The organism is Pontixanthobacter sp. (genome assembly GCF_049682855.1).
Lineage (GTDB): Bacteria > Pseudomonadota > Alphaproteobacteria > Sphingomonadales > Sphingomonadaceae > Pontixanthobacter.
Window position 1 is genome coordinate 183625 of sequence record NZ_JBAUIK010000013.1, and the last position, 13952, is coordinate 197576.

Below are 13952 nucleotides of genomic sequence, written 5' to 3' on the forward strand. Positions count from 1 at the left end.
CGGCCTTTTCGTCCGAACCTGATGGGTATGGATCATTCGGATATCATCATTGTCGGTACCGGTCACGGCGGTGCGCATGCCGCCATTGCCCTGCGCCAGAATGGGCATGAAGGGTCAATCACGATGATCGGGCGCGAGCGCGATGCGCCTTATGAGCGCCCGCCATTGTCGAAAGAATATCTCGCGCGCGAGAAGCCGTTTGAACGGATCCATATTCGCCCGCCCGCCTTTTGGGCGGACAAGAATATCGATCTGCGCCTTGGACATCCGGTGGTGGAAATGGACGCGCTGCGCAAGGTCGTGACGCTGGGTGATGATAGTCAGATGTCTTACCGCAAGCTGGTCTGGGCGACCGGCGGCGATGCGCGGCGGCTATCGTGCCCGGGCGATGATCTGGACGGCGTATTCACGGTGCGCAATCGCGCGGATGCCGACCGGATTATGGCATCGCTGGATGCTGGCGCGCAGACAGCGGTTATTATCGGCGGCGGTTATGTCGGGCTGGAAGCAGCGGCGGTTCTGCGCAAGCTGGGCCGCGCTGTCACCGTGATCGAAACACAGCCCCGCCTGCTCGCGCGCGTTGCCGGTGAAGACCTGTCCGCATTCTATCACGATGAACACCGGGCCCACGGCGTCGATCTGCGGCTGGCAACCAATATTGAAAGCATCGCGGGCGAGGATGGCCAGGTTACCGGCGTCGTTCTGGCCGGCGGCGAGATCATCACTGCCGATCTGGTTATTGTCGGCATTGGCATCATCCCCTCGGTCGGGCCGCTCATTGCCGCAGGCGCATCGGGCGCGAACGGGGTTGATGTCGATGAATTGTGCCGCACGACACTGGAAGATGTCTACGCCATTGGTGACTGCGCCGCCCATGCAAGCGACTTTGCCGATGGCGCAGTAATCCGCGTCGAATCGGTCCAGAACGCCAACGACATGGCGACCACCACGGCCAGATCGATCATGGGTGACAAACAGCCCTATCGCGCGTTCCCGTGGTTCTGGTCCAACCAGTATGATCTGAAATTGCAGACGGCGGGACTGTCCATCGGCTATGACGAGACAATAGTGCGCGGCGATCCGGCAGAGCGGAAATTTTCAGTTATCTACCTCAAGGAGGGCCGCATTATCGCGCTGGATTGCGTCAATAATACGAGGGATTATGTGCAGGGCCGCAAGCTGATCGAAGCGCATGCCGTGCCGGATCGGGCCGCGTTGGCTGATACCGATATAATGCTCAAGTCTCTGCTGTAAGCTGGATGAGCGCCCACTGCGCCGCCTCGGCCACCACCGGATCGCTATCTTCGCACAGATCCTGGACCGGGCCGATCAATGCTGCCATGCGCGAATTGCCCGCCGCGATCAGGCAGTTACGCACGAACCGGTCACGGCCAATCCGCTTGATCGGCGAACCGGAAAAGAATGCGCGAAATGCGGTATCATCAAAGCCGAGAAACTGCGCCAGATCAGGCGCGTCCAGGTCTGCCCGTGCCGTGAACGCCTTGTGCCGTGCAGCGGTTCGGGCAAATTTATTCCACGGGCAGACGGCCAGGCAATCATCGCAGCCGTAAATCCGGTTGCCCATCGGCGCCCGGAATTCCTGCGGGATTGGCCCCTTATGCTCTATCGTCAGATATGAAATGCAGCGCCGCGCATCAACCACATAGGGCTGCGGGAATGCATCGGTTGGGCACGCATCATGGCATGCGCGGCAGGAACCGCATTGGTCGCGGTGCGGCGCATCAGGGGTGAAGGGAATGGTTGTGTATATCGCGCCCAAAAACAGCCAGCTGCCATGTGCGCTGCTCACCAGATTGCTGTGCTTGCCTTGCCAGCCAATGCCCGATGCCTCGCCCAGAGGTTTTTCCATAACCGGCGCAGTATCGACAAACACTTTCAATTGCGGTTCTTCCAAACCGGCGTGCCTGGCTTCTGCCACCAGCCAGCGCGCCAGAGCCTTCAGCGCCTTTTTCACCACATCATGATAATCACGCCCGCGCGCATAGACAGAAATACGCGCTTTGTCAGGAGCCGCCTCCAGCGCGAGCGGATCGGCATCGGGCGCATAGCTCATACCCAGCGCGATGACGCTTTGCGCCTCCGGCCACATGCTATGCGGGCCTTGCCGCACATCGGCGCGGTCGGCCATCCACTCCATTGATCCGTGATGCCCCGCCTCCAGCCATTCATGCAGCCGCGCCGCGCGCACCGGATCATCCTCCGCAGACGCAAAACCGGCGCTGACAAAGCCGAGCCGGCGTGCTTCTGCGACCAGACCTGCCTGCAGTGCCTGCATCGTTTTGCCGGTTACTATTGGACCATTTACTTCCGGGCCGTTAACCATAATTGGGGTTGCTCCCGTTCACTTGCCGGGTCTAACCGGTGTGTATGACAACGCCGCTAAGCGATCACGCTACTCTCGACAATCCCTCGCACACCCACGCTATCGAAGCGTGCGGGCTGGTCAAACGCTTTGACGGCACTCTGGCCGTGGACGGGGTCGATCTCACTGTGCCGCAAGGGTCGATCTATGGAATCCTTGGGCCCAATGGCGCGGGCAAGACCACGACCATCCGGATGCTGCTCGGAATTATTGACCCCGATGAAGGCGTTCGCCGTGTTCTGGGCCATGAGCGCCCGCACGATATTGCCCAGCTGATCGGCTATCTGCCCGAGGAGCGCGGGCTCTATCCGTCGATGAAAAGCTTTGAGGCCATCGGCTTTATGGGCGCGCTGCGCGGTGTGCCGCTGGCCGAAGGGCAAAGGCGCGGCAAGGAATTGCTGGAGGAGCACGGGATGGGCCATGCGATCGACCGGCAAATCCGCCAATTGTCCAAAGGTATGGCACAAACCGTGCAATTGCTCGGCACGCTGGTTCACAATCCGAAACTGGTCGTGCTGGATGAACCGTTTTCGGGTCTCGATGCGATCAACCAGGGCAAGCTGGAGCGGCTGATCCGTAATCTTGCCGATAATGGCACGACCGTGATCTTCTCCACCCATGTGATCCATCATGCGGAACGCCTGTGCGAAGGCGTTGCCATTATCGCGGGCGGTAAAGTGCCCTATGCCGGATCGGTTGAAGCCGCGCGTGACCGTATTCCCGCGCAGGTCCGCCTGGAAACGCGCGAGCGCGAGGGCCAGTGGCTCGGTGCGCTGCCCAAAGACACCCGGCGCGAGGGCGATTTCCTCTATTTCCCATTGCCTGATAGCGGCATTGAACCATTGCTCCGCGCGCTCATCAATGGCGATGCCGGTATCCAGTCACTATCCATCGAACGCGCCGGATTGCACGATGCTTTCGTCCATATTGCCGGGGAAGCCGCCGCGCGCGCGCTGGAACCAAACGGGGTAAGCGAGAACGCATGATGAGCGACACTATCACCCAAAAATCGCGCCTCTCCACGTGGCAGGCTGCATTTGTAATCGCGCGGCGAGATTTTTCCGCCATCCTGTTCAGCAAGGCCTTTGTGCTGTTTCTGCTCGGCCCGCTATTTTTCCTCGGCATCAGTGCGGGTGCGGGTATGCTGAGCCTGGCGGCGGCAGAAAGCAAAGCGGACCCCAAGCTGGCAGTTGCCATGTCGGAAGGCGACAATGTCAGATTTGCCGAGGCACATGCCGCTCTGGCGGAGCTGGTACGGCTGCCCGATATTGAAGTCATCGCTGCCGATACCGCCGCCACGGCAGATGACCTGCTGAGCGATGATGCCAATAATTTCGGCGCCGTGCTTATCGGCAGCCTGGCAGAGCCGGAGCTATCGGGGACGGAAGACCGCATCGAAAGCTGGCAAGGCGAAGTGGCAGTGATTGCAGCAAACGCAGCGGCTGCGGCGGGCGGAGAGCCAGCCGCCTTTCCCGAAATCGCGCTTGCCCCGACCAGCACCAGCATGGCCATGACGCGGACGGCAAACTCAGCCACCGCCACCGCATCGCTGACGCTGCTGTTCCTGCTGACCATGCTGCTTGCAGGGATGGTGCTGTCCAATCTGGTGGAGGAAAAGGCCAATAAAATTATCGAAATCCTTGCCGCAGCCATCCCGATGGACGCGGTGTTCTTGGGCAAGCTGTTCGCCATGCTCGGCATCAGTTTTGTCGGTATCGCGGTGTGGGGCAGCATTGGCGGAGCGATTGTCTGGCTGGGTGCAGAGGCCCTGCCCGATATTCCCGCACCGGCGGTTGGCTGGCCATTATTTGTCGCATTGTTCCTGATCTATTTTGCGATGGCGTATCTGCTGATCGGATCAGTATTTTTGGCGGTAGGGTCAATGGCCCCCACAGTGCGCGATGTGCAGACCATATCGATGCCCGCTACGATGTTGCAGCTCGGCGTGTTCTTTCTTGCGACCTATGCGATGACAGACATCGGATCACCGGTGGAAATATTTGCGGTGATTTTCCCGTTAAGCTCCCCCTATGCGATGCTGGCGCGTGCGGCGCAGGACCCCACTGTGTGGACGCATATTGCCGCCCTCGCCTGGCAAGGGCTGGCCGTGACCGTGTTTATTAAAACAGGCGCGACCTTGTTCCGCAAGAAAGTGATGAAATCAGGCCCGCCGGGCGGCAAGAAAAAGGATTTCCTGCGCGGGCTTTTCAGCAAGGCAGACACCAGTTCGGCACGCGGTTGAACGCGGATATCCCGCGCGATAGTCAGGATAAGTCGCAATCCGCAACTTACTATTGACATTGATGTAAGGAAAGTCAGGATGCTCTCATAACTGACGCTGCGTAAACGCGGCGCGATAGCAGGAGAGAATGGCATGGCAACGATTGCACCCGATGCAGACGGACAGAGCGAATATCCCACCTCACCGACTGCCTATGAGGTGCTGCTGAAGCATCTGGAAATGCATCCGGAAGACACGCCCAAGCACACCCACCCCTATGATGTCAGCCGCAGCGATATTTACGCCGAAAATCGCTGGCAGCCGATCTTCGCCGAAATGCGCGCCAAAGGCCCGCTGCATTACGTGCCCGAAAGCCCCTATGGCGCCTATTGGAATGTCGTTTCCAACAAAGCGATCCAGCATATTGAGGCATTGCCGGAACTGTTTTCTTCCAGCTGGGAACATGGCGGCATCACCATCCTGGAACGGGAGGAAGAGGCGGGGCTGGAGCTGCCGATGTTCATCGCGATGGACCGGCCCAAACATACCGGCCAACGCCGTACTGTCGCGCCCGCATTCACACCCGCCGAAATGAAGCGGATGGATGATGAAATCCGCCGCCGCACGGGGGAATTGCTCGATTCACTGCCCGAAGGTGAAGTGTTTGATTGGGTCGATACCGTATCGATTGAGCTCACCACCGGAATGCTCGCCATTCTGTTCGGCTTTCCGTGGGAAGACCGCCGCTTGCTCACCTATTGGTCCGATTGGGCCGGCGACACAGAGATTGCGACAGTCAAAGATTTGACTCAGGAACGCGAAAAAGTGCTCCATCAAATGGGTGCCTATTTCCAGCAATTGTGGATGAAGCGTTCGCAGGAGGCGGAGCCCGGACCCGATCTCATTTCAATGATGATTCACTCGCCCGCAATGAACCAGATGGACCCGCGCGAATTTATGGGCAATCTGATCCTGCTGATCGTTGGCGGCAATGACACCACGCGCAACACCATGTCGGGCATCATCCATGCGTTCGATAAATTTCCCGATCAGCGCAAACTGTTTGAAGAACAGCCCGATCTCATTCCCAATGCGGTGCAGGAATGCATCCGTTATCAGACACCGCTTGCCCATATGCGCCGCACCGCCAGCGAAGACACCGAACTGTTTGGCGAACAGATTAGGAAGGGCGACAAGCTGGTTCTGTGGTACCTGTCTGCCAACCGCGATGAAACGCTGTTTAACGATGCCGAGACGCTCGACATTACGCGCGAGAATGCGCGCCGCCATCTTGCATTTGGCTACGGTATCCATCGCTGTGTCGGCGCGCGTTTGGCCGAATTGCAATTACGGATTTTGCTGGAAGAAATGCACCGGCGCCGGATGCGGGTGCATGTCGCCGGTGATGTGGAACGCGTCAAAGCCAATTTCGTACACGGCTTCCGCAAGCTGGACGTTGAAGTGACACGTTTCTGAAAGTCTGCGTTTTTTGCGCGATAGAGTGAAACCTTTGGCGGTGCTGCGCCGTATATACAGGCAAGCACTATAATTCTGCCCGAGGAAACTATGGCGAAGCCAATTCCGCAGTCATTCACCGCCACCCGCCGCAAATGTGTCGGTCTGCTGTCGGCCGGGGCGGTGCTGCCGTTCCTTTCTGGCTGCGGCAGCGCGCCTGCCGAAGCGCGCAATTTTCCGGTCAAGCTGACCGATGCACAGTGGCAGGCCAGGCTGAGCAAATCGGAATATACGGTGCTGCGTCGGGCCGGTACGGAGCGGCCCTACAGCTCGCCGCTGGATAAGGAAAAACGCACCGGCACATTCATCTGTGCAGGCTGTGATAACCGGCTGTATTCTTCCGCCACAAAATATGACAGCGGAACTGGCTGGCCCAGTTTCTGGAAGCCGCTGGGCGGGGCCATAGTCACGCAGACCGATTACAAAATCGGCTATCCGCGAACCGAGGTGCTCTGCGCCGATTGCGGCGGGCATCTGGGCCATGTGTTTAATGATGGTCCGCAGCCCACCGGTAAACGCTATTGCATGAACGGCGCAGCGATGGATTTCGTGCCCGGCTAGTGCCGGTAAATTACCGCGATCAGCGAACCGTCCAGACACGGAATGCATCGGGACTGTCGATTGTCACCGGCTCCAGCCAATCCGGCGCCGCATCCGCGATCAATAATGCCGCAAGGCCGCTTGGATTTGCATCGGCATAGATGTTCGGCTCGGACAGATCGCTGCACATAACAATATACCGCGCCCCATGTGAAACGGCGATGCCCCGCGCGCCATCAAGCGGGCCGGCAAACGCCACTATGACATCACGCATCGCCAATTCGGCGCGGTGGTGGCTGGTCGCCACGACGCTATGATGCGATTGCAGCAAAATGGCTGGCCCCAGATCGAGCGGGGCAAGAATGGTGCCTTCGGGTAAAGCGTCCAGTTTCGCAGCCTGATCGTTCATCTGGCACTGTGATACGGCGACACTTTGGGCACGCGGCGGGCTGCCGGGCCGGTCACCGGCAGGTAATACGGGCGGCGCGGCACCGCCTGGCATCACGGATTTCGCAATAGTGATAGGTGCAGCGGGCACGAGGATCAGAGCCAGCGCGGCAGCTGGGGCCAGCTTTGCGCCAATGCCAACGGCATTTCTGCAGCGGCCGAGCAATTGCACCGTCAGCCAACCGAGCGGCAGTGCCGCGATAAGCGCAGCAAAGGCCGCCGAACGCCACACCAATAGCGATAGAGCGAGGCTCGCCATCAGCAAGGCAGAATATTCCAGCCACCAGATGCGCGTGCCGCCACGACTACGCAGTGCGAGTGCAATGGCCGCCGCCAGGCCCGCCACAAGCTGTACCAGCGCCGGCAGAGCCCTGGTCAGATCCTGCTCCCAGATCGGGCGGCCTTCGGCAATATGAATATACCAGAAATCGCGGACGACCGGATCAAGCTGCGCAAACGGTGTCGCAAGGCAGCCGGGCGAGAAAAGTCCGAAGACCGCACCGCCCGCTGCACCATTGGCGGCAAAGGCCGCTATCAACAACACCGGCGAAACCCGCTGTGACCGCGACGTCATAGCAGCGATGCCCGCCGTACCCGCCGCCGTGACCGCAAAGAATGCCAGATGCGCCGGGGATATGACATCACAATATTGTGCAGCATCGCCCAGTCCGCGCGTTGCCAGAAAAACCAGTACGAGCCCGCTGGCGAGCGCCGCCATGTAGCTGGTCAGCCACCACTGCGCCCCGGAACTGGCCTCTGGATCGCGCAGCCACCGAAATGCCAAGATGCCGCCAAAGGCAGCCGTTAGCGGTAGCAGCTCGATCGAGATACTGAGACCCAGCGCCATTGCGGTACCGGCGATGATCCCGCCTTTACCGGCCGAGCGATGCGCAATGCCCCACAGGGCCAGCGCCGCGAGCGCGATTTGCCAGCCGTGATGGTCAATGCGCATGGGTTGCAACTGGAATATCAAGGGCGCCGACAGGCCAAGTATCAGACAGGCAAAAGTGGCCGTCTCCAGATCGAAGAGGCGCGCCCCCAAGCGGCCCATTATCAAAACGATACCGCCCAGAAGCAGCGATGGCACAGCGATCAGAGTGACAGTCTCTGCCGCCGCGCTGCCAATGACCGGGGTGAATGCCGCGATCATTGCGGCAAGCGGAATATCCACCAGCCGCGACCAATGCATTGCGGTGCCCGCTGCGGGATCGATCCGGTACTGGGTCAGGTCGAACCAGTCCTGCCCGGCGAGCAAATCGCGCACTTGCACCAGCCGCAGCGCATCATCGGGATCAGGAAACTGGCCCTGCACAATCTGCTGGAAACCGGTGGCAATGAAGATTGCCGACAAGACGGCCCACACACCGAAAATTCTGATACCGGGCGCAGTATTCCTATCGGGAGTATGGGCGAGCGACATGGTTCAGCCTGCCGGGCGGAAAACGACTCGGCTCCGCAAAAGCCATGTGACCATGAAGCTCGCCGCAATCGCCACCAGTTTGGCCGGGCGCGGATCGCATGCGAGATAATCTGCCATGCCTACAATGGCCGTCGTCACTGCCAGACCGGCCAGCGCCGATATGACGAACAAAGCCTTCTGCCGGGCCCGTTTGCGGCCTCGTTCGGCCACTGTATCGGTAAAGACCGTGCGGCTGGAAAGCAGCCAATGCGCCAGAATGCCGGCACTATACCCAATCGCAGATGCTGGTGCGCCCATCATCCCGCCAGCCAGCAGCAACAAAAAACAGCCGACATCGACCGCCAGCGCGCCAACGCTGGCAAGCACGTAGCGCAGCAAGCGAATGTCGCGCAATGGGTTGCAACTATCGGTCATCGCCAGCCTTGAATGACCCGTCAGGCCACTTTGCGATCGGGGTTCTTGTCAGACCCGTCACTATCCCGGCCAGCCTTATCGTCCCGAATACGCTCCGGCACCGGCATGAGCGAATTCAGCGCCGCAGCCTGGTCATCAGACACGGGTTCATATCCGCTCTCGCGTGTCGGCATGACTTTCTCGTCACCCTCATCACCCGCTTCGTGATATTCGGCATCTTCGTTGACGCACCACGTGTCATAAAGGCGTTTGCCTGCCAGAATGTTCTCCGCCGTCAGCATCGCTGTCATCATCGCGTGATCCTGATTGTTATAGCGGTGCATGCCGTTACGTCCGACCAGATGCAGCGTGGGATACTTCTCTTCAAGCTCCGCGCGCATCGCGTCGACATTCGCCGCGTATGCCTCGTCATAGACGGGGTAGGCTTTTTCTTGCCGCACCACCGCCCCGCCGATCACGTCCTCTGGATCGCACAGGCCCAGAATAGCCATTTCTTTCTTGGCCAATTCAACCAGATCGTCATCGCAGGATGACCATAGCCCGTCATTTTCAAAGCAGAAATATTCCAGGCCGACGCAGGCAACGCCTGCATCAGGGACCATTTCGGGCGACCAGCTGCGGAAGTTCTGCACGCGGCCAACCTGAACCTTGTCATCATGGATATAAATCCAGTTATCAGGAAACAGATCATCTGATTTGATTTTCAGCGCGACGGTCAGGAAATCCCGATATTTGAGATTGCTGGCCTGCAATGCACTTGCCGGCAGCGGATGCAGACGCTTGGCCAGTTCGCGCATCGGCGCAGAGCTGATCACATCGTTCGCTTTTATCACGATAGTGTTGCCGTCTTTATCGGCCGCGCTCATGCGCCAGCCGCCATTGGCGTGTGATGCCAATTGATCAAGGCCGTGGCCCATGATGATGGTGCCGCCAGCAGCGACGATTTTATCGCGCGCGGCATCCCACATCATGCCCGGGCCAAGGCGCGGATACCGAAATGTTTCGAGCAGAGTTTTCGCCGCTTGCCCGTCATTGGGCGCTTTGTTCAAACCCATTGACCGCTTCAGGCCATCAATAACCGCGCTCCACAGCGACAGGCCCTTGATCCGCTGAGCCGCCCAATCGGCGCTCATTTCATCGCACGGCATGCCCCAGACTTTCTCAGTATAAGTCTTGAAGAATATCGAATATAATCTGCGGCCAAACTGGTTGGTGGTCCAATCCTCAAAGCTTTTCACCTCGGTGATTGGAAACAATTTATAGCGCAGGTAACTCGCCATGCAGGCGGCCGATCGCCAAATACCCAGATTGCCGAGCGCCTCAAAAGCCCGCAGCGGGTATGAATAGAATTTGCCCTCGTAATAGATCCGGCTCATCCGCGGACGCTGGATAAAATCGTCCGGCAGGATTTCATCCCACAGATCGACGACTTGCTGGCTTTTGGAGAAGAACCGGTGACCGCCAATGTCAAACCTGTAACCCTCATGCTCCACCGTGCGGCTGATACCGCCAACGCAGGTCTCGTCTTGTTCGATAATCGCAACGCTTTTGCCGTGTTTGGTCAGCAAATATGCGGCAGTGAGCCCCGCTGGCCCGGCACCGATAATCGCCACATCGACATTGCGTTCATTCGGTAATTGCTGGCAGTCACGCTTGCTCATCTAAGCCCCCGTTTCGGTATGTGAGGCTGGAGTGAAGGAAATTGGTTAGCGCAAAGTTAACGGGCGGTGCAAAATCCGCCCATGCCTGGCTGCATCATTCTAGGCGGTGGGGGGCGCGGCGCTGCCATTGGCGAATTGCGCCGTGGCAGCCTGGGGCAGCGCGGGACGGGCCGCTGTGTGGCCCGCGGCTTGGCCTGCTGGTTGGCCGCGGGCATTGCGCCGATGGAGCCGCCTGATTAATATCGCGAGAGTGGCAAGAGAGAATGTGGTATCGAGCACCAGCCCGTAATAATGGTCCCTCCGCCACCGCACGCGCGCTTCGATATCCGGCATGCCAACCGCCCTGATCCGTAGCAATTGTCCGATCGCAAAGGCGCTATCGCAGTAGATCATGCCGCCTTGGCGAGAGACATTGACAAGATGAGCCGCGATTGGGCAGTTCGGCCCTTCGATCGTCAGCGGCCATTCAACATCAAACCGCAAATCGCGTTTGGGATAATCGCCGGTGGCCATAATGATATCTTCGACATCAATCGGCGTGTGGAATTGAAACCCGGCTTCGCCATCGTTTTGCCAGATCAGATCTGCCGGATACAGCCCCCCGTCCGGAAATTCGAGCGCGATACGCTTGCCCTCGGGTACCGCATGGAAGCTTTTGATGCTCGCGCCGGTCATGGAAATGTCGCGAACAACGCACAGATATTGCCGGTCCTCGACTATCAGCTTGGCCGTACGGATAAGCAGCGTAAACCGCGGTGCGCGCCGTTCCTCCAGATCCACCGTCCCTGTATCAGGCGGGATATGTTTCGCTAAATCTTGCACTCTCTTCCCCACACATAGCCACTCCCTAGGAGCGAATGTCTGGACGATCACTATACGAAGCTGGTTACCGCTGCCTGGTACGCCCGGTAAGGAAAATCGCCTATACCGAAGCGTTGCCGTAGTTAATGCCGTTCATTGGATTGGTACGGGTGACTGGACTGTTTAACAGCAGGCTCTAGCTATAGGCGCGCAGCGGCGAGGTTGAGGAAGTTTTCGAACAAGGGGATTGTCTTGAAGTAGTGGATGGGCAAAACGGCCTAGGCTCAGGATGCCGCAAATTGCTTACGCGGCGGATGATCGGTTCGTTCAGGGACGTCGTTGACAAGACGTTGTCGATGGATGTTACGTTTTTGCTGAACCGTGGGTAGACGGACTGGATGGAGCCCGTTTTCCGCTTCCGCATGATATCTCGCGGGTCGATGACCAATGCACCGTGCCGGGAGTCGCTTATGTCATCGAGTATAGGTTGATGTCGCATGGTTCAGCCAAGTGTACGAACCGCGTAAGGTCATCTATAATCGCTTCATATGCTGAAACAAGATGGGCGTGTTCAACCGCATCTTCTCGGCACTGGTTAACGCGGCTGGTGAGCCGCACATAACCAATACCGACACGGCGCATCTCAAAGCGCATGGCACGGCGGCAAGCTTGCTGAATAAGGGGGCTCTTCCCAGACGTATCGAGCGCACCAAAGGCGGACTGAACGCCAAGCGCCATGTTTTAGGCGGTGGCCAGAGTCAACCGACGCGCAGCACGTGGAGCATCCCGTTTAGAAAGCGCCGATTATCCCCGGCAGGCCGCGCCCAGCGACCACGCTCAGGCGGCAGCAACGGCCCGATCAGTTCCCATTCCGCATCCGACAAGTCTCCGCGACCCATGACTGCTCCTCAAAAAGCAGTCTTGAATCAGAACATGGGGCGTTTGGGAATCCCTTCTGTCAACACGGCCTAGACCGTTCTTCTGGTTTGAGTTGGACAGCTTTCCCGCGAATAAGGCAATCGACGTATGTCGTCATTTTTCCTCGCACCTCGCGCTCGATGCTCCGAGCGTTCAATGCTTGGTTATCTTCCTCTGAGAAAAGAACGTATTCGCTGAAATCTTTGGTGACCATGTTCATATCTTTTTCCGATTGCTGCCGATACGACGGTCAGTCTTCTTTTGATTTCAACTTAGCCGACGAGTAGGTGGAAAACCAAGCATTCGCCTATTCGACCGGATCGCTTGATCTGACAAGTAGGAGTTTGGCCCGCCAGCATTGAAGCAACAAAACACAGCGCGAGGATCGCTCTTGTGGTCTCGTGATCCGGTGCGGACAGCCGATCCTGTTGAGGCTTTCCCTAGATCGACGCCCGAATGGGTCAGATAATCCATCACGGAAGTCTATTTTTGGGTAAAGTGCTCATTCTTGCTGATCTCTAGGTTTCAAATAGACAGCATTCGCGTTTGGTATCTCTGATGGTTAGCCTTTAGGATAGGCTTGCGTGAAGCCATATGTCGACAATTGGGGAGTGAGAGCTAGTTGTCGGGTTTTAGATTGGCAAGCCTTTCCAGCAGAACTTCAGCGAGTGTCTGGCAGCAAGCGGGGCTGTTAGTTTGAGGCAGTTGGCAGTGACAACTCAACTCCGTATCCGAGCATAAGAATTGCACTGAAGGCCGTGAGCATCGTCGTTGAGTTTAACGCAAACCGATAGAGCCTCGTCCGATAGAAGACCTCTTCGCGCAGGCTGGCTTTGATCTTGTCGCTCAATTCGAGACCACCGCTAGCTGGGCTGTTTTCGTGGTTCTCGTCGTTCTTATGTCCCGTGGGGAAAAGTGTCGCCCAAAACCGCAGAAGCCTCAATGAGAGAAGTGCAACTAGAATAAATGCACAGAGAAGAGTGACCGACCCAACATCAAGCAAAAGGCTGGTGTCAGTTCCAAGCAGCAGTGCGTTCGCGGCAATCATCACGGATATGTGGGTAAGCATCGCGCCCGCTTTTTGATCGATAATGCCGAAGAGATGAAACGCCGCTTCCTCCTCCCTCATGTGCGCGCGGATCAAATAATGCCCACCGATTTCAGCTTCGATCACCGCGCGTCTTTTGCTGTTGGTTTTGCCCTCTAATTCGGACAATGGTTTGATACGCGTGACGAACTGAAAGAGTTTTCGGTCGAGACTTTCAAACATCTTATCGAGTAGCACTAAAAAACCTCCTAGCTAGGCCCCGCTCTTGATCTAAAGCTTTGGTCGCTTTGCTATCTCGAAGCGATCGCTTTGAAAAGCACTATCAATTTGATGGTTTCCGAAAACTCAATAACGAGATGCAAACTGCAAGATGCCTAGGCCGTGTTGACAGCAGGGATTCCCAAACGCCCCGTGTTCTGATTCAAGACTGCTTTTTGAGGAGCAGTCATGGGTCGCGGAGACTTGTCGGATGCGGAGTGGGAGCTGATCGGGCCGTTGCTGCCGCCTGAGCGTGGTCGCTGGGCGCGGCCTGCCGGGGATAATCGGCGCTTTCTAAACGGGATGCTCCACGTGCTGCGCGTCGG

General features: G+C 57.9%; 12 protein-coding genes and 1 pseudogene. 6 read left to right on the forward strand and 7 right to left on the reverse strand.

Going from position 1 to position 13952, the window contains the following annotated elements; translation table 11 throughout:
- Positions 1-27: 27 nt before the first annotated feature.
- Positions 28-1254, forward strand: coding sequence for an NAD(P)/FAD-dependent oxidoreductase (locus WA922_RS09305; RefSeq protein ID WP_424771421.1), 1227 nt, complete (start codon positions 28-30; stop codon positions 1252-1254).
- On the opposite strand, the gene queG is transcribed toward WA922_RS09305, so the two are convergent.
- Positions 1238-2296: a tRNA epoxyqueuosine(34) reductase QueG gene (gene queG, locus WA922_RS09310; protein WP_424771440.1), complete on the reverse strand. Its 1059-nt coding sequence runs from the start codon at positions 2294-2296 to the stop codon at positions 1238-1240. The genes WA922_RS09305 and queG overlap by 17 nt on opposite strands.
- Positions 2297-2388: 92 nt before the next feature.
- Between queG and WA922_RS09315 the strand changes: the two genes are divergently transcribed.
- The 4 genes from WA922_RS09315 to msrB all read left to right on the forward strand — a co-directional run bounded on the left by WA922_RS09315 (position 2389) and on the right by msrB (position 6680).
- A complete protein-coding gene (locus tag WA922_RS09315) occupies positions 2389-3369 on the forward strand; it encodes an ABC transporter ATP-binding protein (RefSeq protein WP_424771422.1) in 981 nt (326 codons plus the stop codon).
- Entirely contained in the window at positions 3366-4625 is a 1260-nt protein-coding gene (locus WA922_RS09320) for an ABC transporter permease (protein WP_424771423.1), read from the forward strand. The genes WA922_RS09315 and WA922_RS09320 overlap by 4 nt, the downstream gene beginning before the upstream one ends.
- Before the next feature lie 132 nt (positions 4626-4757).
- Positions 4758-6080 (forward strand): cytochrome P450, encoded by a 1323-nt coding sequence (locus WA922_RS09325; protein WP_424771424.1) that lies wholly within the window; start codon positions 4758-4760, stop codon positions 6078-6080.
- A 90-nt stretch (positions 6081-6170) separates the two neighbouring features.
- Positions 6171-6680 carry a peptide-methionine (R)-S-oxide reductase MsrB gene (gene msrB / locus WA922_RS09330; protein WP_424771425.1) on the forward strand — a complete coding sequence of 170 codons (510 nt, stop codon included), beginning with the start codon at positions 6171-6173 and terminating at the stop codon, positions 6678-6680.
- Between the two features lie 19 nt (positions 6681-6699).
- Here msrB and WA922_RS09335 read toward each other — a convergent pair whose 3' ends face one another.
- The 6 genes and pseudogenes from WA922_RS09335 to WA922_RS09360 form a co-directional block, all read right to left on the reverse strand.
- A complete protein-coding gene (locus tag WA922_RS09335; RefSeq protein ID WP_424771426.1) occupies positions 6700-8526 on the reverse strand; it encodes a hypothetical protein in 1827 nt (608 codons plus the stop codon).
- 3 nt (positions 8527-8529) lie between these two features.
- A complete protein-coding gene (locus WA922_RS09340) occupies positions 8530-8940 on the reverse strand; it encodes a GtrA family protein (RefSeq protein ID WP_424771427.1) in 411 nt (136 codons plus the stop codon).
- Between the two features lie 20 nt (positions 8941-8960).
- Positions 8961-10601, reverse strand: coding sequence for an NAD(P)/FAD-dependent oxidoreductase (locus WA922_RS09345; RefSeq protein ID WP_424771428.1), 1641 nt, complete (start codon positions 10599-10601; stop codon positions 8961-8963).
- Positions 10602-10700: 99 nt separating this feature from the next.
- Positions 10701-11423, reverse strand: a complete 723-nt coding sequence (locus WA922_RS09350) for a PilZ domain-containing protein (protein WP_424771429.1) — start codon at positions 11421-11423, stop codon at positions 10701-10703.
- Between the two features lie 740 nt (positions 11424-12163).
- Positions 12164-12301: pseudogene (locus WA922_RS09355) on the reverse strand (transposase); the annotation flags it as partial.
- Positions 12302-13011: 710 nt separating this feature from the next.
- On the reverse strand, positions 13012-13605 hold the full coding sequence (locus WA922_RS09360; protein WP_424771430.1) for a hypothetical protein: 594 nt from the start codon (positions 13603-13605) through the stop codon (positions 13012-13014).
- 210 nt (positions 13606-13815) lie between these two features.
- On the opposite strand from WA922_RS09360, the gene WA922_RS09365 reads away from it, so the two are divergent.
- Positions 13816-13952, forward strand: a 137-nt coding sequence (locus WA922_RS09365; RefSeq protein ID WP_424771441.1) for a transposase, incomplete at its 3' end; no start/stop codon positions are given.

Excerpts from the sequence above, each read along its gene's own strand:
- queG (WP_424771440.1), bottom strand. The coding sequence starts at position 2,296 with ATGCAGGCACTGCAGGCAGGTCTGGTCGCAGAAGCACGCCGGCTCGGC.
- WA922_RS09320 (WP_424771423.1), top strand. The coding sequence starts at position 3,366 with ATGATGAGCGACACTATCACCCAAAAATCGCGCCTCTCCACGTGGCAG.
- WA922_RS09305 (WP_424771421.1), top strand. The coding sequence starts at position 28 with ATGGATCATTCGGATATCATCATTGTCGGTACCGGTCACGGCGGTGCG.
- WA922_RS09325 (WP_424771424.1), top strand. The coding sequence starts at position 4,758 with ATGGCAACGATTGCACCCGATGCAGACGGACAGAGCGAATATCCCACC.
- WA922_RS09345 (WP_424771428.1), bottom strand. The coding sequence starts at position 10,601 with ATGAGCAAGCGTGACTGCCAGCAATTACCGAATGAACGCAATGTCGAT.
- WA922_RS09335 (WP_424771426.1), bottom strand. The coding sequence starts at position 8,526 with ATGTCGCTCGCCCATACTCCCGATAGGAATACTGCGCCCGGTATCAGA.
- WA922_RS09315 (WP_424771422.1), top strand. The coding sequence starts at position 2,389 with ATGACAACGCCGCTAAGCGATCACGCTACTCTCGACAATCCCTCGCAC.
- msrB (WP_424771425.1), top strand. The coding sequence starts at position 6,171 with ATGGCGAAGCCAATTCCGCAGTCATTCACCGCCACCCGCCGCAAATGT.
- WA922_RS09340 (WP_424771427.1), bottom strand. The coding sequence starts at position 8,940 with ATGACCGATAGTTGCAACCCATTGCGCGACATTCGCTTGCTGCGCTAC.